Below are 20386 nucleotides of genomic sequence, written 5' to 3'. Positions count from 1 at the left end.
AGCATGCAGTCTGCTGTGCCCATCTTCTTCGTGAATTGACCGGGATTGATGAAAATCATCCTGAGCAGAAGTGGGCATCTGCATTTATAGACCTTTTGCTGGAAATGAAAAAGGTCAAAGATAAAGCTGTAGAGAAAGGTAAGGACTCTCTGAGCCATTATCACTATCATAAGTTCGATAAGAAGTATGATGAACTTATCGAACAGGCTCGGAAGGAAAATCCACTTCCCGAAACCACGGAGAAAAAACGTGGACGGAAGAAAAAAGGAAAAATCCTTGCCCTGGTAGAACGCCTTGCGAATTACAAGGCCTCAGTCTGCCTTTTTATCCATAACTTCAATGTCCCGTTTGATAACAACCATGCGGAACGAGATCTGCGGATGATAAAGGTGAAAACCAAAGTATCCGGATGTTTCCGAACTGAGGAAGGTGCCAGAGATTATCTAAAAATCATGTCCTACGTTGGTACGGCACATAAGCAGGGATACAATGCTTACGAAGCAATCAGAAATGCAATCTCAGGTCATCCAGATTTCATCTTTGAATAAGGGTGGTTCTGAATAGTTACCAATAAACATATAAACAGGTGCTATAGACTACCCTCTAATTATTCCTTAATTCCATATTTTGTATAGTCTCTTAAAGTACTCAATTGAATTCACTATCTCTTTTTGTTTTAAATCGTGTACTACATTCAAGTAGCTATTTGTCCCGTATTCAGTAATAAGGACTGCTGTTAATGAACTATCAATCTGCTTTTTATCTTTTTTTATAGCATTTATATAATATTCATATGGTTTCTCTAATAATTCCCAATCAATATCTATTACCCTTAAAAGCATATTCTCACTTCGACTAACTATTTCATCTTTTAGATAACCTCTATTATATGAAATGTGGTTTGCCATAATCATTCCAATTGCTACAGCAGTCCCATGGGGAATATTATACTCTGTTACAACTTCAATAGCATGACCAAAAGTATGAGCAAAATTAAGTTTTATACGTTCTCCTTTATCAAACTCATCTATCTCAATATATCTCTTTTTAAATTCTAGACTAGAATTGATAAAGTAATCTATAGTTCCTATATCTCGCCTCAGTAAACGATCAATACTATTTTCTATTTTACTAAGTCCATTTTCTCCCGCCATAATATTGAACTTAATAACTTCTCCCAATCCACTCATAAAATCGCGTTCGCTCAATGAATAAAATAACTGAGAACAAATATATATTTTATCTGGTGGATAAAATGTTCCTAATAAATTTTTATACTTTTTATAATTTAATGATGTCTTTCCTCCTATACAACTATCACATGCAGCTAATAGAGTTGTTGGCACAAATATCCATTGAATCCCCCTATACATTATATTGGCCACAAATCCAGTAATATCTTGAATAATTCCACCACCAATAGATATAAGTGTCGCATTGCGTTTAGCCGGTATCTCCGTTATCTTTTCACATATTTCCAAAGCAGTATCAATAATTTTATTTTGTTCTATAGCTTCTATAATAATAAGTCTTTCCCTTGAAATATCATTAAAATACTTCTTATATAGCTCGTAAACATTTTTATCGATTACATATTCTGCATTTTCCACATTTTTTAATAAAGTTATAAATTCCATATTTTGTTCAATAAAAACTTCATATTCTTTCAAATTTGATTTAATTACCATATATCTCTGCCTCCAAATTTATATAAAAGCACTATTAATATCATCATTCATATCATATGCAGAAAAAGTAATAAAACTAATATCAATATACTTGCGATATTCATTTACCTTATTTTTCATATGTCTATTTAAATAAGCTGCCTCTTGTTTCATAAAACTATATTCCATACCGGGATTACAATAATTATCTTCCATTTCAGAATATCCATCTAATCCCGCACAAAACAATGCATTTACATTCATCCTTTTCATTAAATTAATAAGCATCAAAAATGAATTATCAATTATTTTTTCATCATTTTCAAGCAACGGTGCTCGATTTACTATATAGTCAAAAGAACCATTAATACACTCTACATTGGTTGTTGCTAATTTAGTTACTTTTACTTTATGTAATTTTAAAATCATCTCATGATATCTTTTAGGATTTGATATGAAAACACAATTCACTTCAATATTATCTGGAATATAATTAATTGAAATAATATATGGATTTCGTTCTTTAATAAATTTTTGCACAAGACTTTCTTGTAATTTAATATTTTTTCCAGGACCAATAAGTAAAATCACCTTTGAATTAATTTCTTTTTTTAATTGAATAATCTGCTTATCATCTATATGCTTATTACTTATATATTCTTCATATAAGGCTTCTGCAATATGTTTATCATATAATAACTTTTTTTCTTCTGGCTCTATTAACGAAAGTATTTCATCAATCTTTTTAGTTGATAAATTTTGTTTTGACTGAAAATAAGTAATATAATTAGGATGACATTGATTTTTTGCACACAAATAAAAAAATTCCTTGTATCCCCATGGCGATGAGTAATAAAAGTCCATTACACTCTCTTCAATTCCTTGAAGTATAGAATCTATTTGATAATCCTTACCATATTTTTCATTTAATCGCATCCCAACTAATTCAATAGGTGCATTACCTGCACTCTTTCCCATGCCAAACATGGTTCCATCCACTACTATATCATGTTTACTTTCTTTCCCTATAAATTCCAAAGAATTAGCATATGCTAGCTGAAAATTATTATGTGCGTGAAAACCAATTCTTATATCCGGTAATACATTTTTCTCTAGTATATTATAATAGTGAAATAAGTCTTCCGGGTATAACAGCCCATATGTATCTACCATCGAAACAGCATAAGGTTTTACATCATTAACCAAGCTAATCAATGACAATAATTCTTCATCTGAATATGATGTTATAGACACTAATTGTGAAAATACTTTATACCCTAAAGCTTTCACATTTTTGCAAAACTCCATTGCTTCTTTCATTAAATGTTTCTTAAAAATTACTCTTATTCCATCCAAGTAACTCTCTTCACATGGTTGCAAATTATCTATATTACATGTACCATAATCAATCATTCCAACAATCATTGAATGCTTTTTATCTAAATTGCCAAAAATTTGTTGTACTGCTTCCGTATTTGGCATAATACTTCTATCTTTATCAAATGGTCTTCGTTCATCCAAAAATCCAACTTCTATTATATCAATATTGGCATCAACTAATCTCTCAAACATACTTATTAAATTTATTTGTCCAAATTTCCAATCGTTAACATAACCGCCATCCCGTAACGTACAATCTAATAATTGAATATTTTTCACCACTCATGCACTCCTCAATTATAAAATATGTTCTTTATACCAATCTACAGTTTCTCTTATCCCCTGCAAAAAAGTATACTTTGGTTCAAATCCTACATCTTTTTTTAAGTTTGAAATATCTACTTCTAAATGCATTACTTGATGTGGATAATAATCAATTTCACCAAACCCTATTTGTGCATTTGGATTTATTGCATCTTTAATATCAAGAATATAATCTTTTAAAAACCTGCTTTTTCCAGATCCCAAACAATATATTTCATTATTTTTTCCATTTTCTGCCATAAATCTTAATGCACGAGCTGCATCTTTATTATAAATATAATCCCAAATCTGATTTCCATATGTACACTTAGGCCTTTCATTATTTAACAATTGTTTAATTAAGCTCATTACCATGGTTTGATTGCCATCATACGGACCATATAAACTAATAATTCTGCACCAAATATGCCGTATACCCAATTCATTGCATTTTATCCTGCTCATCTGCCCTGCGGCTAGTTTTGCAATTCCATATCCATTATCAGGATTACATGGCGTAGTAGAAGTTATTACTCCCTCAACATGTCCATATTCACTTTGACTACCTGCACCTATAAAAACCTTGCAACCTAAAGTTTTTGCCAAACTCACGGCATCTAATGTATACTTTACATTTAATAATTGTATTTGCAAATCATCACGATATTTTCCATATGTCCCATCCCAAGCTAGGTGGAAAAAAGCATCAAAAGTATCATTTAATGTACATTTTAATATGGAATATTCATCCATATTACATTCTATAATCTGTACCAAAGAACTATCTGGTATATTAATAATCCTTTTTGAATTTTTATGGCAAATAGCCGTAACCTGAATCCCTTGATTAATTAACTCTTTTATTAATGAAATTCCTACTGCACCTGTTGCTCCTGTAATTACTGCTTTTTTTATTGTATTCATATTACACATATAATTCAATTATCTTAGATGGTAATTGAATTTTCCCTTTCTTGATATTAACTCTAGGTATTTTAATTCATCTCTAATATAGTTGGAAAGACACCATGAAATGGTTTCTACATCATTACAGCTTTGACTGTTCGAAGATGTTTTAAACCACAATTTTTCATCTATTACCATTAATTAGTTTTTAACACCTCTGGCAATAATGGTATTATCATGTTTCTTTCTAACTCCTCACGTGGCAAAAAAGGTGCTAAATCTTCTAGGGGTGGCGAAATTAAAGTTCCGTTTCTCAATTTTTTTGCAGCACTTTTAGGCTCAAATTTCTGCTTTGTATCAACAAATATTTCGCATAAAGCATACTTCTCCTCATTTAAAACAGCATCCAATATTTTTCCCATATCATTACTATCAATTTTATAATAAGGGATTCCATAGGCTTCCGAAATTTTTTTCATACAAGGAAAGCTTAAATCTTTGCTTTCTGGTCCGACACCTATTGTCGTATCATATTCCGGAAATAAATTTTCCTCTGTTTGACGCATTGAATGATATCCTTCATTATTAATTACAAAAATCTTAATTGGTAATTGATGAAATACTATCGTCTGTAATTCTTGAAGGTTCATTTGAATACTTCCATCCCCAGAAAGACATATTACAGAAGCTTTATTTCTTGCAAAACTGGCACCTATTGAAGCTGGCAAATCATATCCCATAGACGATGCTCCTTGATTCATTATAAAGCGTTGCCCCTTTTTAATTACATATGCATTACTCCCTACCACACAGGCACTGCCATTTCCTGTTACAGTTAACTGTCCCTCTGACAATCTAGTACTAAGTTCTTTCATAAAGCAATAAACATTTGCCAACTCTTTTTGTTTATAATGTTTTTCCTGTACTACTGGATACTCTTTTTTCCATTGTAAGCAACGGCTTATCCAATCACTTTTTCTTTCAATTTTAGAAATATCAATTCTCTCATCTAATAATTCCAAAAATTCTTTTGCATCAGCACAAATTGGAAATTCAACATGTATGGTTGGTTTTTTCAATTCTGCTTCATCAATATCAACCATTATTACATATGCTTCCCTTGCCCAAGTGTCTTTATTGTATCCAACTTGATATGTTCCTAATCTACTTCCAATCGATAAAATTAAATCACTATTTTGAATGGCCCAATTGCCTGGTCGATTTCCCATAGTCCCCGCTCGACCAACATACAAATCATCATCATCTGATATTAAATCTATACTGTCCCATCCAGTTACAACAGGAATGTTTAATTTATGGATCACCCTGTTAAAAGCATCATAAGCTCCTGCTATACGTATACCATTTCCAGCATTAAAAACCGGACGCTTTGAATCTATAATTTTCTTCAAAATACAATCAACAATATCATTATCTATATTCTTTGAAACTTCACCAGTGCATTCACTGGGATTAAATTCAATTAAATTGTCGGTATCAATATATCCTCCTTGCACATCTAATGGAATATCAAGCCAAACTGGTCCTGGTCTTCCATTAGTGGCAAGGAAAATAGCTTTCTGCAGATGATACTTTATTGTATTTGCATCAACAACCATTTCAGCATATTTTGTCATACATGATACAGCTTTCACAATATCAAATTCCTGAGGTCCCATTGATCGTAAAGGAAGCCCTGTTGATCGTGCTGTTGTTGAATATCTTACTTGTCCTGAAATAACCAACATAGGAATACTATCCAACCAAGCTCCCATTACCCCAGTAAGTGTATTTGTTCCTCCCGGACCAGATGTACAACACACAAGCGGTAATTCATTATTAATTCTTTGAAAAGCTTCTGCAGCCATTGCCGCAGCCTGCTCGTGTTGAACAAAAATATTGTTTATACCGTCTTGATGTCCAAAAGCAATGTTCATATGCATTGCTCCTCCACCTGGTACTGTAAAATTATATCGAATTCCCTGTTCAACCAAAAAACAGGCTATCCATTCTGCAACTTTAATCTTCATTTTCTTCCTCCATCTTTATAAAACTATGATTTTCCTTCAAATACTCCGTTCTTATGCCATTCCATTCGACATTTTTTCCAAATATAAACAGATACCGGAAGAATAATTATATTTGTAAGCATTAATCCTAAAAACATATATTCTATACCTAATATATTTGTAAAAAATAATGTCAATATTGAACTAATTAAGCCAGAACAAACAGATATGATCATAAACGGTTCTTTTTTATGGGCTCTTAGATATGTTGCTTCAACATAAATTATAATTGAACACAGATAATTAATTGCCAACATGACTACCGCCTTTGGGCTAAGTATGTGTGACCAAATTAAACGGTTAGAAAAAGGAATTATTGATGTCCCAAATAATGCTGCAATTCCTATAATATAAGTAATTATAGAAAGTAACAAATTTTTCTTCATAAGATAATCCATTTTTCTCCAATCTTTTTTTTCAACAGCCATATTATACTGGGGCACTGCTAATAAATTCCAAACATTTGCCACTGAATAAATTGCTGAAACTATAGAAATGCAATATCCTACAAGTCCAGCCTCTGATGCACTAAACCTCGAAAAAGCAATAGGATTATAAATTTGCTGGGCAAAATATCCACTCATCCAACTAACCGCATAGCGTATTAATAAAGGAATGATATCTCCAATCCAGTTAATTCGAGTGTTATTTTTAATTGCAACCATTTGCTTAATAGCAAATCCATATTTATTAAGCAGCCCTATTGCTACAATAGCTGCTTTTACATATAAAGGTATTGCCAATGCAAATAAATTCATGTCTAATACAAGTAATACTATTGTCAGCAAGCAATGTGTTGTACTTGCAACAATACGAATTTTTTGTGTTATATGAAATTGACTGCAACCTTCGAAAAAAGACAATCCAACTTCCATAGAAAAATTTATTACTGTACCAAACACATATAAAATCCAAGGAGTTAGCCAATATACATTATCATTTTTTCCAGTAAATATTATGCATCCAACAGTTGCAATTATTAAGAATGCAATACATAGTACAACGATTATCCATTTAACTATAAATTTAAACAACGATGCTATTCGTTCTAATTTATTATTATCACCGACAAAACACCTTTTCTTTTCATCCAATGTAAGATATGTATATTCATGTGCTGTATACTGAGTCATAATTGATGTAAACCCTAAATCCGCAAATGAAGTTAATGCTGCAATGCTACCAAATGTATACCAATATCCCTGCACCTCTTCTGTTAAAAAAACAGGAACAAATAAGACAATTATCGGATTTAAAAATATTTTTGTTATATAATTTATAAATGTAACCACTGTACCTTTTTCAAATAAATTATTTTTATTACTTCTCATTGAATTTCCTTTACCTACACAAAATTTTATTTTTAGACTTGCTAAGTATAATTATTATATAAACCAACATTATGAAAGTTGCCTGGTGAAATATCCATGTTGGCAATGCCAACCCAGACAAAATAATAATAAAAAGAAAACACAATAGTACATCATTTTTTATTTGAATGCTTTTAGAAAGTAATACTATATACATAGCTAAAATTAAACTAAGAGCTAATAATCCTCCATTATGTATAATAACGAGCGGTGCACTATCAACAACGGTTTCTGTACCTATTGGATTAGGTCCTACTCCTATTAACAAATTCTGGCGGATAATGTAATACATTGGAACCATATTCCCTGTTTGAGGACTGTATCGTGTAGCCAACGCTTCTATCGGATGATTTAAGTAATTCATATAATATGCAAGTACTGGATTTATATCGCGAATTCTTTCAATGACAATCTCAAAATTAGCATATATGCCCATAAGAATACATAATAATGCATTAAATAAAATAAATATCTTAATATTTTTTATATTAAATATCATCCATATTAAAAAAATGATCGGCATCCCCAAAATAAAAGTTTTTGAATATGCACTCATTCCCATTATCAATGCCATTATCATATAAATAATATTTTTTTTATTTTCATAATGCCTTTTAAAAAAATAGAAAAAAACCATTAAACTAAAAATTGATAAAACTGCCGGATGATTAAATACACCATATGCGCGAGCGAGTCTTCCATCAACAAAATTGTCAATAGAATTAATAGTATCATCATTGTAGTAAAACAGCAGCACGAGATTCGTAATTTCCATAGGAATTATAAATGTCCCTATAACTACTAGAAAATTAATAACAGTAGAAAACTTTAACGCCCATTGAAAACCAGCATCTATTTCTTCACACTTCGCATTTTTCATAATGATCGCAAACTCAATTAGTAAAACAATGAACTTTATATCTCCAATAAACTCATAAAAAAAACTGCCACTCCCTTTTAATCCCCAAGCAATAAAATAAAAAGTAATAACAGAAGTCATCACTATAGCATTATTGAGAAAAATCTTTCCAATTATCAGCCGTTTTCCAACTATCATCAACATAAGAAAAATACACAAATAATACATAGTATTTATTCTGGAATTTACAATATTAATAGTTGGTGGAATTATTAATGATAAAAACAGCAATCCATATACGTTTTTTTTATATTTTAATTTATATAAAACTGCCAGTGACCAGATTATTGGCAAAATAAATGATACCATTTTTTTCTCCTATCAAACAACGAAATATTTAACTACAACCCAAAGCATGACTTATCTATTGGTTCGTCAATAATACACTGAAGTTTAAAAAATTTACGTCTAATCTTCTTTAAACACAGTACAATAAACGCTACATACAACTGTGTACCGTTTCCCGGTTTTTCATATTCTTTCCATTTATCCATCAGTTCCTTACTGTGAAAGCAGGTTACTAAATCACGTGCAAGTTGAAAATTCCCAATTTCTCTGCTCTCACTCTTTGTAAAGCCAAATGAAAGCAAATAATTTGAAAATTTATAGTCAGCAACTGCCCCATAATCAATACATCTATCACTCCAGGTTGTTTGATCTCCACTTAGTATTAAAACCTCTGATATAAAATAAGCCGCACCCTCTTGCATACTTCTCACTGTTTTATATAATGAGTGACACGCTTCCTTGGCATTTTTATCCATATAGTTTGCCTCATTGTCATATCTTTTGCAATTTTCCGTCAAAAAAACTGATGAAGTTTGAAATTTCAAGTCAGTATAATTATCCACTAATAAAGTAACCAGTTGGTTATGTGTTACTTTTATTTTCTTATTATATTCAATACAGTATTTTTTTCCTTGAATAGTAATTTCTTTTGTCTCTTCATTAATATTTCTTCTCGACATATAAATATACGTTGGACTTTCCTCTTGAATTATTCTTAATAATTTTCCAATAGTACCTTTTTTTAAATAATCGTCATCTCCAGGTATCCATAAATATATTCCTTTTGCCATGTATATTAATTTTTGCATATTTTTAAATCCACCAATATTATGCTTATTATGACTTATAAATAGCCAATCATATTTTTCTTTCAATGAATCTAAATATTCAAAAGTTCCATCATCTGAATGATTATTTGAAATAATAACTTCAATTAGTCTAGTGTCTACATCTTTTAATTCACTCTCTAAAAAAGAAACCAGTCTTCGTATATGTTTTATTCGATTATATGTAGGAATACATATAGATAGTAAAGGTTGTGCCATATGTTAATCCCCCCTCCTTTTAGACATTCATCCAGGAACTTATGCTTCAGGAAATATTTCATTTCCGTCTTCCTCAGAAATAATTTCTATCCAATTTCCTTCAGGATCTGTACAGAAACAGACACATCGCCTGTTATGTATATATATTTTTGTTATTTTTTTACCACCATTTAAAACAACCAAATCAACAGTTTTTCTTATATCTTCTACCCCCCTATAGCTATATGGGAGCTCCCAAAGTCCCCTATATCTCCGTGTACTTCTTCTGGCAGATATGGTTTTTCCTGAATACTATTATTAATTTGTACTAATTCTATCATGTCTCCTGTTCCTTGTTTTTTCCCATAGGGAGTTAATAATTTAGTTGTTTTTATAACAATATTTTTCCCAAATAGTTCTTCAACAATACGATTATTATTATCTTCAAATAATACAATGGGTAACATTTCAAAGCAATTTATATAAAAATTTGTCAATTTTATAATATCTTTTACATAAATACCTACATGACGCATATTTATCATAGCATTCTTTTCCTCTACTTATAATCATTCTCCAAAAATATATTTATTTCCTTTTCCATACATTCCCTAATATTTTTACCTGCAATCCAACATTTAGACCATTCAACTACTTTTTCCATCGTAGTATCCAAATTCCAATGCGGTTTCCATCCAAAAATATTCTTTAATTTTGAACAATCCAATTTAAGGAAATTAGCCTCATATGGTCCCTCATCATATTGGGTTACCCACGACATCCCATCTCCCCATTTGCTAACAAATAAATCAACTAAATCTCCCGTTTGGTAGCAATCAGAATCATCTGGTCCTACATTGTAATATCCTGCATACTTTGTATCTTCGTATTGTTTTGATGAAATCATAAGATATGCATAAAGTGATTCCAAAACATGTTGGTAGGGTCGAATTGAATATGGATTTCTAACAATAATTACCTCCTTTTTTAAAGCAGCCTTTATGCAATCTGGTATAATTCTATTATTCGCAAAGTCTCCACCTCCAATAACATTGCCTGCTCTGGCAGTAGAAACAGCAATTCCCTTATTCTTAAAAAACGAATTAATATAGGAATGTGTAACAAGTTCTGAGCATGACTTAGAATTCGAATATGGATCGTATCCGTCTAATTCTTCATTTTCTCTATATCCCCATTCCCATTCTTTATTCAAATATACCTTATCAGTTGTAACATTTAAAAACGACTTAACTGTAGTCGAAAGACGTACACATTCACAAATATTGACAGTTCCCATCACATTCGTTTCATATGTATATACAGGATTTTTATAACTATCTTTAACAATTGGTTGAGCTGCAAGATGCAAAACTATTTCTGGTTTAGCTTCCTCAAATGCCCTATGCAGTGCAGTAAAATCTCTGATATCACCAATTATAGAATGAATATCTTTTTCGATTTCTGCTAACTCAAATAGAGAAGGAGTTGTTGGAGGTTCTAATGCATAGCCGGTAACCTCTGCTCCTGCTTTTACAAGTATCGTACAAAGCCAAGATCCTTTAAATCCTGTATGTCCTGTTATAAAAACCTTTTTTCCTTTATAAAAATTTAAATCAAGCATTTTTTATACCTAATCCTTCCATTTGATCCACGGAGCCTTACCAGCTACTATAAGTTTTTCAAGTTGATCCTTTTCTCGAATATTATCCATACACTGCCAAAATCCCTTATGTATATACGACATTAATTCTCTTTCCTCAACCAGTCTTTCAAGAGGAGTTTTCTCAAATACAGTATTATCGTCCTCAATATAATTGAATATTTTAGGTTCTAAAACCATGTACCCTGCATTTATAGGTGAACCATCATTTACATTTTTTTCTCTAAAAGATTTTACTGCATTATCTCCACCAATATCTAAGATTCCCTTTGATTGATCCTGAAGAACTGCTGTTAATGTTGCTATTTTTCCTTTATTACGATGAAATTCCAACAGTTCATTTATATCAACATCACAAACTCCATCACCATATGTCATAAAAAAAGGGTCATCATTTACAAATTGCTGAATTCTCTTTATCCTTCCACCTGTCATAGTATTTAACCCTGTATCAACAACCGTAACTCGCCATGGCTCTATTTCCGACTTATGTATGATCATAGAATTATCACCCTTTTGATAATCAAACGTAATATCACTATTATATAAAAAATAATTTGCAAACCATTCTTTAATCACATGCTGCTTATATCCCGCACATATAATAAATTCATTATGCCCGTAGTACGAAAATTCTTTCATAATATGCCATAAAATAGGTTTACCTCCTATCTCTATCATCGGTTTCGGTCTAAATACAGATTCTTCTGATATACGTGTACCGTAACCGCCTGCTAAGAGAACAACTTTCATATCGTAATTTCCTTTCTATATAACTCAACAAATATACAATTTCTATTAATCTAATTCACTTATCATTCTCTCATTTTTTTACAAAACTCTTCATAATTCTTTTCAGCATTATACCTTTCATTCCAACTTTGTATACAAGCAATACTTTTTTTCCTGTACTCCTCTCTTTTTTCTAATCTTATTTTCAAAAATTCCTCCATTCTATTAATTACAATGTCTTCCTCTTTTTCTTCTAATAATAATCCGTTTTCTCCATTCACAATTTCCCCATTTCCCCCTACATTACGACAAATCACCGGAATCCCGGCAGACATTGCCTCCATAATAGAAACCGGGATTCCCTCTGAATCACTGGTGTTGATAAAAAAATCCACATCATACTCTTTATAAATTTCTAAAACTTTGTCATTCTCTATTTTTCCTAAAAACAGATACGAATTTTTAGGTAATACCTTTCCTGCATACGTTTCTATTTCCTCTCTTAATTTTCCATTTCCAATATGTATCCACCTATAAGGCACTTTTAATTCTTTTAATATCCTGATTAATAAATCTAGCCTTTTTACTGAAATTATAGAAGAACAGGAAGCTATACAAATTTCTTTCTTATTTCTAATTATTTTTTCTATCCTTTTTTCATTATTTGTTCCTAATCTGCTAATTTCATACTGGCAGTCTGCTTTACCATATCTGTTTAAAAAATAATTTTTTCCATGCTTTGAAATAAAATATATCTCATCTAAATTTTCCCTTATAAAATTACGAAAAGGCAAATACTTCAATTTATTTCTTTCCTCGTATAAATCATACCCATGTGCTCTCGACACTGCTTTTTTTACCTTATTCGCATTTTCCCTTTTGTACCTTGCAACTGCATAAGCTCCTCTGGAAAGCCAAAATGAATATAAATATACCTCTCCTTCTAATTGCACTTTTTTTATAATCTGGCATACATTACAGTAAAAGTTTTCATAAAAAAATGCATATAGTATTTTCTTTAAATTTTTCTGCTTTATTACTTCCTGCCTTAATTCTTTTATCAATAAAAAATTAAAAAATGACTTTATAATGGACTTAACTGTAAAATTCTTTACATATAAAGTTTTGATTTTTTTCTCTTTCACATACCAGTCCTTTTTAGGATTTTCGTAAACAAAAATATAAATAATATTAAAGTTTCTTTTTAGATATTCCATCTCATTTTTCAAAAAAATATTATCTATGCTTCCTGGCAAAAGAACTAAAGTTTTTAACATTTTTCATCGCTCTCCATTAAGTAATCTAAATCATCCACCATCTTCTCTGCAGCATGAACAGCATCATAAAAGTTTGCCTGCCTCTCTCTCGTCTTTAAACTCTTCATGAGATTTTTCCTTCCTCCAAAAATCACTCCCATGTATTGTAAACATGTTTCTTTAACCTGATTTTTTGTATTTCCTATTCCCCAAACAGCCCTTTTTTTACCGACAAACGACTCCAATACAATAACTTTCTCAACTACCTATCTAAACTAAACCTTTTTATCTGCCACAAGGCATTCTCTTTACTCTAATTGTGTACGCTTCCATTTTGCTAAGACTTCCTTCTGATGAAAAATACCAACATTCTCTAAAATCTTCTTTCCCTTTCTTTTATCATACAGACAGCTATAGGAGCATAATCAATTGACAGAATTTTCACTTGTTTTAAATAGTATTTCATTTCAAGAATAAATCTCCATATCATAAAAAGAAATTGGCAGAATAATGTCTATTTTTTCTTTCTGTATTATTTTTCAATTTCATCCAAATATACTGGTTCTCTACTTGGCAAAGTTAAATAAAAGGCATCTAACATCTTTTTAAGGTTGCATGAAAAGATATATCTGCACCGACATGATAATAATTTGCTATCTTTTAATTATTTGATTTCACCCGGGCTGGTACTCCTACCACCAGCTTCCCTTCAGGCACATCTTTTGTAACCACTGCTCCTGCAGATACCATAGCATCCTTTCCAATTGTATTTCCGCACACAATCGTTGCATTGGCACCAATTGTTGCCCCTTCTTTTACTAAGGTTTTTACAAAATTCTCCCTCCCCTTTGGGAATCTTGCTCTTGGAGTCAAATCATTCGTAAAAACACAGGAAGGTCCACAAAATACACCGTCTTCCAAGGTAACACCTTCATACACAGATACATTATTTTGTATCTTTACATCATTTCCAATCTGTACATTCCTTCCAATATACACATTCTGTCCGATTGTACAGTTTCTTCCAATCCTGGCTCCAGACTGAATATGACAGAAATGCCATATTTTTGTTCCTTCGCCAATTTCTACATTATTATCTATATAACTGCTCTCATGTACAAAATATTTTTTTTCTCCCATTAAAATTCTCCCTGCATATCTGTACTTGCAAAATCAGTCACCGGAAATTTCACTACTTCTCCAGTCTTCTGACTCTTATAGATTGCCAGTACCATTTCTAGTGCCCTTCTCCCTGCATAGGCATCTACATAAGGCTGCCTGTCTTCTTCAATCGCCTTAATCATATCTGCAAACAAGCTGGTATGTCCATTTCCATACACATTACTGGTTACTTCTTCCAATCCCTTGTTCTTAACATCTTCTTCTGTCTCATCTGCAAAGTCCCAGACATCAATGTTATTCGTAGATTTACCACCCAGCTTCACCGTTCCCTTTTCCCCAAACAAGTAAAGGGTTTCCTCCAGATTCTGCGGATAGACGTTAGTTGTCCCCTCAATCGTAGCTATGGCTCCATTTTTAAATTTCACTACCGCCATACCAAGATCTTCTGCTTCCAGATAATGGTGAAACTGTTGTCTCGTCACTCCATAGACACTTTCCACTTCATCACCCAGCATCCAGCGGAGCAAGTCAATTCCATGAATACACTGGTTCATCAAAGCTCCACCGTCCTGTGACCATGTGCCACGCCATGGTGCCTGGGTATAATAATCCTTATTCCGGTTCCAGCGTACATGAATTGAACCATGGGAAAGCTTTCCAAAGCGTCCAGCCACCAAGGCCTGCCTCATTTCCTGTACTGCGATATTAAAGCGGTTTTGATGGCAAGCTGCCACTTTTACACCCTTTTCTTCTGATAGAGTAATGATCCTGTCTGCTTCTTCCAAAGACATCGCCATTGGCTTTTCAATAATCACATGGATTCCATGTTCGATACAATAAAGTGCGATTTCACCGTGTAAACCACTTTCTGTGGCAATACTGATTAAGTCGAGTTGGTTTTCTTCTATCATTTTTTTGTAATCGGTATAGCGTTTGATTGTCGTACTCTCCTGTAAACCATGCTTTACCAAAACATTTTCCATATGCTCTGGTACTATATCACACGCAGCAACCAACTCTAATTGGTTGTTAATGGCTGCTTTTATGTGGTTAGTGGAAATCCTTCCACATCCAATTAATGCGTATCTCATCTTTCTTCTCCTTCAAACACTTTTCCCTTTTTTACATTATTCCAAAAAACTTCTTTAGAACCATCTATCCCTAAATGAAATAACATATCAACAGACGATAAATTAGGTACAAATATCTCCTGGTGAAACTGTTGATATACAGGATATTCAAAGTTCTGATAAACGACTCCGATGCCGTCCTCCTTAAAGCTTTCTACATCCATATACTTTCTTGCACCATTTCCAGATAAATAGATATCAGCACCAACAGAAGAACACAAGGTTTTCATCAAATTACTTTTCTTGCTTTCTTTGTCATATAGCAAATCACTTTGATAAATTAATTCTGTTTTTATATCCAATAATTCTTTAATCAAATTTATGGTGTCCATTTCTATATCCAGCAGATTATAATATGGACGTTCAAAAATTGGGGCAATCCGTTCCATTATCTCACCAAAATAATTAGCCTTTTTATAATTACACTCAAAAAATCTCCGGTGCTTCTTTTGTATCTCTTCTATATTGAATAGTTCTATATCCCGCGTTTTTTTCTCTCTGTACCCCTTTTTTTGGATACTTAATGAAAGAATTGCTTCCTCCCCATTAAATGTAAGAAATTTATTCCTGACCATCGGAGAACGGTCCGTAAGCTGTACCTCATCTAAAACGATAAATTTCTCCGCTTTTGCCATTTTATCCATATATCCCAGCCACGGGAAATAATGCGGTTGATGAATCGCAACTTTCATTTTTTCAGTTCCCCCTTTCTGTCCGATATCTTAATACTCTTCTTGTTTTTCCTTTAATTACTTCATAAGCTTCATATGATTCGTCTTTTTGCATTCCAGAATTTATCATTACTTTTTCAGAACGGATATTATCCTCAACAAAGTAAGCCTGGACTACTGTAAGCTGCAATTTTTGGAAACATAACTCAATCATATTTTTAACCGTTTCTGTCATATATCCTTTTCCAGTAAATAATGGATTTAAAACATAAGAAACATCCGCATTTTTTTCTGTAATGTTATAAATACGAATAACACCAATTAATTTCTTCACTTCTTTAAGTTCTATTCCAAATAAAATATCTTCTGGGGCTTGATAATTATATATTTTTTCGCCAATAAATTTTTCTACCTGACTTATACCTATATATGGTCCCCATTTTAAAAAACGGCAAGTTTCCCCCTTAGAAGCATACTCGAACATATCCTGTACATCGTCTAAACGCAACTTTCTATAATAAAGACGTTCTGACTCTAGTCCCTCTTCACATATTTTTCTATTTATGTTTCTGTTCATACTACTCTTTCTTCAGCCCCACATATTCTTCCAGATTTCTAAAATTAGAACTTAAACTGATATACCGCTCTATATATGCTTCTTTTAAAAACTGTTCTAATTTTTTTCCGGTCTCTTCTTCCTCTTCTGCATACCAAAATGGATGCGTTAAAATATGCAGTTTCTTTCTCTCTTCTTTTTGGATGATTCCAAAAATATCTTCTCTCCAAGCCATTCTGGAATCTGACACATACTTAAATTCTTCAAAAAAAATCTTTCCATAACTATTTACTATTTCAGGAAACTTCAAATCAGCCCTCAATACCTCTTCAGATGGTCTATGCATTGAAACTGTCTTTATGGGTAATTGTAATATGTTTTCCATAAGTTCTATTTCTTTTTCTATATATCTACTCATATCTGACATATTTTTTGCTTTATACTTTGTTTCATCAAAATGCAATCCTATTTCATGTCCGCAGGAAGCTATTTCTTGCACTGCTTCAAACACTCTTTTAGAACACAGATTATAAAAGTCACTGCTTAATAAAACAAAATATGTTGAACACACACCTAAGCTTTGCTCATATTTCGCAAATTCGATGGCTTTGCTGATGTCATAATCTATATCATGTCTTAGAATCACACTTTTTTCATATTTTCTATAACTATGGTAATCCGTTATCTGATACTGATATTCCTTTAATAGCTTAATTAGTGCTGCATATGAACCGTATGTAAACTTCATTTCCATATTTTACAATACCTCTATATTCTCTCTATTCTGAATGGCTTTCATTACATTCTTGGTATCAAAAATAACTTTTGCGTTCTCCTGTACCATCTGATAATCTACGTTTGTGTGTGCAGTCGTTATCATAACCAAGTCATAGCCTTTTACAACCTTTGGATTAATTTCTTTTAACCCAGTAACAACTTGTCCATGTTCTTTATACTTTGCCACCCAAGGGTCATAATATTCTACCTCTGCCCCTTCTCTTTTCAATACCCCAATCACGCGAATAGCCGGGCTTTCACGGTAATCATCAATATCCTGCTTATAAGCAACCCCTAATACAAGAACCTTGGAATCATTTAACGCTTTCTTGAAACGATTTAAAATCTTTCCAGCTCTTTCTACACAGTATTCTGGCATGCGGTCATTCACCATCATAGAACTTTCAATCATGGAAGTATGAAAACCATATTCTCTTGCTTTCCAAGATAAATAATATGGGTCAAGTGGGATACAGTGACCGCCTAAGCCCGGTCCCGGGTAGAATGCCTGGAAACCATATGGTTTTGTCTTAGCAGCATCTACCACTTCCCAGAAATTAATGCCCATACGATTGCAGAGCATTGTCAGCTCATTTACTAAGCCAATGTTGACATTTCGATATGTATTCTCAAGAATTTTCTCCATCTCGGCTACTGCTGGAGACGAAACCTCATGAACATCACCTTCCAATACGGCACGATACATCTCTGCAATGACTTCCGTTGCATCTTCTCCGATGGCTCCAACCACCTTAGGAGTATTTTTTGTCTTATATATTAAGTTTCCTGGATCAACACGCTCTGGTGAAAAACCAAGATAAAAGTCTTCTCCACATTTCAGCCCGGAACCTTCTTCCAAAATCGGCTTAATCAACTCCTCTGTGGTTCCTGGATAAGTAGTGGACTCTAGAACAACCATTGTATTTTTCTTCAAATACTTAGAAATCGCTTCTGTAGAAGACTTTACATAACTGATATCCGGCTGTTGGTGGGAATCCAGTGGCGTAGGAACACAGATAGCCACAAAATCAACATCCTTGATAAAACTGAAATCGGATGTTGCAGATAGCATTCCACTTTCAACAATGTTTTTCAACTCTTTATCCACAACATCACCAATATAATTTTCACCACGATTAACCATATCAACTTTTGCAGATTGCACATCAAAACCAATAGTTTTAAATCCAGCTTTTGCCTTTTCCACCGCAAGAGGAAGCCCTACATAGCCAAGACCAACCACCCCTACCCTGATGGCTTTTTCTTTAATTTTTTTTAATAGTAGCTCTTTCATTTTTCTATTTCTCCACCTTTTGTAAAATTTCTTCTAATTTATTTGTTAATAGCTTAAAATCATATTTTTTTGAAAGCTCTTTTGCATTATTTTCATATTTTTCTTGTAAAAATACTCTCTCTTTTTCCAATTCAAGTAGCTTTTCTACAATTTTTTCTGGCTCATCCCCCTCAATGGTTACTCCGCAGTGGTATTTTTCTACAAGGTTATAGCTTGGATTAATATCTGTTAAAATCGTTTTTCCTGCTGCCAAATAGTCAAACAGTTTATTGGAACTACAGCCAAAACGCATAATACCCGTATATTTCCCATGCATAAAATTCACGTCGGCTTTACTCACTATATACGGAATATATTTTTTTTCTACTTTTCCTTTAAAAACGATATTTTTTAATTTCAACTTATTACACTGTTTTTCTAATTCTTGTTTTTCATTTCCATCACCCCATATCAGAAATTTAATATTACTTTTTTCCTGTTTAAGCAACCTTGCACTTTCAATTAATATTTCCAAGTTATTTACTTTTCGTATAGAGCCAGCATATACTACCTTAAAGATATCCTCATTTTCCAAATCTTCATCCTCAATTTGGAAATGTTCTCTGCTATATTCAAATTCCTCTAAATCTACTCCATTATTAATATGGTATATTTTTTGAGGATTAATTTCTTTTGCCCATCCTCTTTCCTTAATATATTTTTTTCCACCTTCCATTGTAAAAATTAGTTCATCGGCATTTTTATATAACCATTTTTCTAACTGATACAAAATCTGAATAATTGGGTTTCTTCGTGAAATTTCGTTATATTCCACTATTGACTCTGGCCATAAATCTCGAATTTCTACCACTTTTTTTACTTTCAACACTTTTGCCATAATAACTGCTGAAACCGCTGTTAAAGGACTTGGTGATGATGTATAAATAACATCCGGTTTCTCAAACTTCCTACATACACTCCAAATCCGTATTGGGAACTGAAGCATATTGATAATCCGGTCAATCCCATTCCCTTTATAATCACTGGTTCTCACAAAGGCATAAATCACACCGTCCATATCTTTCTCTATATAGGATTTGTTATCTGTAATCATATTGACATCTGTATTATGTATCTTGCTGGCAGTAAATATTTTTACCTCATGCCCCTTTTCCTGCAGATACTTGGAAAAGTAATAATGTCTCACTAGACCACCCAGACTTGGTGGAATGGCATAGTGATTAATAATCCATACTTTCATTCTTATCTATACTCCTGTACT

Annotated in this window: 20 protein-coding genes; 1 reads left to right on the top strand and 19 read right to left on the bottom strand. The window is 32.4% G+C overall.

Annotated features, from left to right (window positions below; all coding sequences use genetic code 11):
* A partial coding sequence (locus ASU35_RS17885) for an IS66 family transposase (RefSeq protein WP_083504384.1) occupies window positions 1-548 on the top strand: 548 nt, incomplete at its 5' end.
* A 66-nt stretch (window positions 549-614) separates the two neighbouring features.
* Here ASU35_RS17885 and ASU35_RS17880 read toward each other — a convergent pair.
* The 19 genes from ASU35_RS17880 to ASU35_RS17790 form a co-directional block, all read right to left on the bottom strand.
* Complete coding sequence (locus ASU35_RS17880) at window positions 615-1688, bottom strand: AroB-related putative sugar phosphate phospholyase (cyclizing) (protein WP_058354317.1); 1074 nt, start codon at window positions 1686-1688, stop codon at window positions 615-617.
* Between the two features lie 18 nt (window positions 1689-1706).
* A complete protein-coding gene (locus tag ASU35_RS17875; RefSeq protein ID WP_242861321.1) occupies window positions 1707-3329 on the bottom strand; it encodes an aldolase catalytic domain-containing protein in 1623 nt (540 codons plus the stop codon).
* 15 nt (window positions 3330-3344) lie between these two features.
* The gene (locus tag ASU35_RS17870) at window positions 3345-4274 is read right to left on the bottom strand and encodes an NAD-dependent epimerase/dehydratase family protein (protein WP_058354320.1); all 930 of its coding nucleotides are present in this window, start codon (window positions 4272-4274) and stop codon (window positions 3345-3347) included.
* Window positions 4275-4453: 179 nt separating this feature from the next.
* On the bottom strand, window positions 4454-6286 hold the full coding sequence (locus ASU35_RS17865; RefSeq protein ID WP_058354316.1) for a thiamine pyrophosphate-binding protein: 1833 nt from the start codon (window positions 6284-6286) through the stop codon (window positions 4454-4456).
* 23 nt (window positions 6287-6309) lie between these two features.
* Window positions 6310-7656: a lipopolysaccharide biosynthesis protein gene (locus ASU35_RS17860; protein ID WP_058354315.1), complete on the bottom strand. Its 1347-nt coding sequence runs from the start codon at window positions 7654-7656 to the stop codon at window positions 6310-6312.
* 10 nt (window positions 7657-7666) lie between these two features.
* Window positions 7667-8923: a hypothetical protein gene (locus tag ASU35_RS17855; RefSeq protein WP_058354314.1), complete on the bottom strand. Its 1257-nt coding sequence runs from the start codon at window positions 8921-8923 to the stop codon at window positions 7667-7669.
* Window positions 8924-8955: 32 nt separating this feature from the next.
* Window positions 8956-9948, bottom strand: a complete 993-nt coding sequence (locus ASU35_RS17850) for a glycosyltransferase family 2 protein (RefSeq protein WP_058354313.1) — start codon at window positions 9946-9948, stop codon at window positions 8956-8958.
* Window positions 9949-10154: 206 nt separating this feature from the next.
* Window positions 10155-10472, bottom strand: a complete 318-nt coding sequence (locus ASU35_RS17845) for a hypothetical protein (RefSeq protein WP_058354312.1) — start codon at window positions 10470-10472, stop codon at window positions 10155-10157.
* Between the two features lie 14 nt (window positions 10473-10486).
* Window positions 10487-11548 carry a CDP-glucose 4,6-dehydratase gene (gene rfbG, locus ASU35_RS17840; RefSeq protein ID WP_058354311.1) on the bottom strand — a complete coding sequence of 354 codons (1062 nt, stop codon included), beginning with the start codon at window positions 11546-11548 and terminating at the stop codon, window positions 10487-10489.
* 9 nt (window positions 11549-11557) lie between these two features.
* The gene (gene rfbF, locus ASU35_RS17835) at window positions 11558-12340 is read right to left on the bottom strand and encodes a glucose-1-phosphate cytidylyltransferase (RefSeq protein ID WP_058354310.1); all 783 of its coding nucleotides are present in this window, start codon (window positions 12338-12340) and stop codon (window positions 11558-11560) included.
* A gap of 62 nt (window positions 12341-12402) precedes the next feature.
* Entirely contained in the window at window positions 12403-13596 is a 1194-nt protein-coding gene (locus ASU35_RS17830; RefSeq protein ID WP_058354309.1) for a glycosyltransferase, read from the bottom strand.
* The gene (locus ASU35_RS17825; protein ID WP_058354308.1) at window positions 13590-13820 is read right to left on the bottom strand and encodes a hypothetical protein; all 231 of its coding nucleotides are present in this window, start codon (window positions 13818-13820) and stop codon (window positions 13590-13592) included. Before ASU35_RS17825 ends, ASU35_RS17830 begins: the two co-directional genes overlap by 7 nt.
* Before the next feature lie 415 nt (window positions 13821-14235).
* Window positions 14236-14715, bottom strand: a complete 480-nt coding sequence (locus tag ASU35_RS17820) for an acyltransferase (RefSeq protein WP_058354307.1) — start codon at window positions 14713-14715, stop codon at window positions 14236-14238.
* The gene (locus ASU35_RS17815) at window positions 14715-15788 is read right to left on the bottom strand and encodes a Gfo/Idh/MocA family protein (protein WP_058354306.1); all 1074 of its coding nucleotides are present in this window, start codon (window positions 15786-15788) and stop codon (window positions 14715-14717) included. The genes ASU35_RS17820 and ASU35_RS17815 overlap by 1 nt, the downstream gene beginning before the upstream one ends.
* Complete coding sequence (locus ASU35_RS17810; protein WP_058354305.1) at window positions 15785-16519, bottom strand: WbqC family protein; 735 nt, start codon at window positions 16517-16519, stop codon at window positions 15785-15787. The genes ASU35_RS17815 and ASU35_RS17810 overlap by 4 nt, the downstream gene beginning before the upstream one ends.
* Before the next feature lie 4 nt (window positions 16520-16523).
* A complete protein-coding gene (locus ASU35_RS17805) occupies window positions 16524-17075 on the bottom strand; it encodes a GNAT family N-acetyltransferase (protein WP_058354304.1) in 552 nt (183 codons plus the stop codon).
* Window position 17076: 1 nt separating this feature from the next.
* Window positions 17077-17808 carry a polysaccharide deacetylase family protein gene (locus ASU35_RS17800; RefSeq protein ID WP_058354303.1) on the bottom strand — a complete coding sequence of 244 codons (732 nt, stop codon included), beginning with the start codon at window positions 17806-17808 and terminating at the stop codon, window positions 17077-17079.
* Window positions 17809-17811: 3 nt separating this feature from the next.
* The gene (locus ASU35_RS17795) at window positions 17812-19125 is read right to left on the bottom strand and encodes a nucleotide sugar dehydrogenase (protein WP_058354302.1); all 1314 of its coding nucleotides are present in this window, start codon (window positions 19123-19125) and stop codon (window positions 17812-17814) included.
* 4 nt (window positions 19126-19129) lie between these two features.
* The gene (locus ASU35_RS17790; protein ID WP_058354301.1) at window positions 19130-20365 is read right to left on the bottom strand and encodes a glycosyltransferase family 4 protein; all 1236 of its coding nucleotides are present in this window, start codon (window positions 20363-20365) and stop codon (window positions 19130-19132) included.
* Window positions 20366-20386 lie beyond the last annotated feature (21 nt).

This window comes from Acetivibrio ethanolgignens (assembly GCF_001461035.1).
Classification (GTDB): Bacteria; Bacillota; Clostridia; order Lachnospirales; family Lachnospiraceae; genus Velocimicrobium; species Velocimicrobium ethanolgignens.
The sequence above is the reverse complement of the archived record's forward strand: the minus strand, read 5'-3'. Positions and strand labels throughout refer to the sequence as shown.

Coding starts and splice junctions, on each gene's coding strand:
- ASU35_RS17805 (WP_058354304.1), bottom strand. CDS start 17,075: ATGAACAGAAACATAAATAGAAAAATATGTGAAGAGGGACTAGAGTCA.
- ASU35_RS17815 (WP_058354306.1), bottom strand. CDS start 15,788: ATGAGATACGCATTAATTGGATGTGGAAGGATTTCCACTAACCACATA.
- ASU35_RS17820 (WP_058354307.1), bottom strand. CDS start 14,715: ATGGGAGAAAAAAAATATTTTGTACATGAGAGCAGTTATATAGATAAT.
- rfbF (WP_058354310.1), bottom strand. CDS start 12,340: ATGAAAGTTGTTCTCTTAGCAGGCGGTTACGGTACACGTATATCAGAA.
- ASU35_RS17880 (WP_058354317.1), bottom strand. CDS start 1,688: ATGGTAATTAAATCAAATTTGAAAGAATATGAAGTTTTTATTGAACAA.
- ASU35_RS17845 (WP_058354312.1), bottom strand. CDS start 10,472: ATGATAAATATGCGTCATGTAGGTATTTATGTAAAAGATATTATAAAA.
- ASU35_RS17810 (WP_058354305.1), bottom strand. CDS start 16,519: ATGAAAGTTGCGATTCATCAACCGCATTATTTCCCGTGGCTGGGATAT.
- ASU35_RS17830 (WP_058354309.1), bottom strand. CDS start 13,596: ATGTTAAAAACTTTAGTTCTTTTGCCAGGAAGCATAGATAATATTTTT.
- ASU35_RS17850 (WP_058354313.1), bottom strand. CDS start 9,948: ATGGCACAACCTTTACTATCTATATGTATTCCTACATATAATCGAATA.
- ASU35_RS17870 (WP_058354320.1), bottom strand. CDS start 4,274: ATGAATACAATAAAAAAAGCAGTAATTACAGGAGCAACAGGTGCAGTA.
- ASU35_RS17860 (WP_058354315.1), bottom strand. CDS start 7,656: ATGAGAAGTAATAAAAATAATTTATTTGAAAAAGGTACAGTGGTTACA.
- ASU35_RS17800 (WP_058354303.1), bottom strand. CDS start 17,808: ATGGAAATGAAGTTTACATACGGTTCATATGCAGCACTAATTAAGCTA.
- ASU35_RS17855 (WP_058354314.1), bottom strand. CDS start 8,923: ATGGTATCATTTATTTTGCCAATAATCTGGTCACTGGCAGTTTTATAT.
- rfbG (WP_058354311.1), bottom strand. CDS start 11,548: ATGCTTGATTTAAATTTTTATAAAGGAAAAAAGGTTTTTATAACAGGA.
- ASU35_RS17790 (WP_058354301.1), bottom strand. CDS start 20,365: ATGAAAGTATGGATTATTAATCACTATGCCATTCCACCAAGTCTGGGT.
- ASU35_RS17865 (WP_058354316.1), bottom strand. CDS start 6,286: ATGAAGATTAAAGTTGCAGAATGGATAGCCTGTTTTTTGGTTGAACAG.
- ASU35_RS17795 (WP_058354302.1), bottom strand. CDS start 19,125: ATGAAAGAGCTACTATTAAAAAAAATTAAAGAAAAAGCCATCAGGGTA.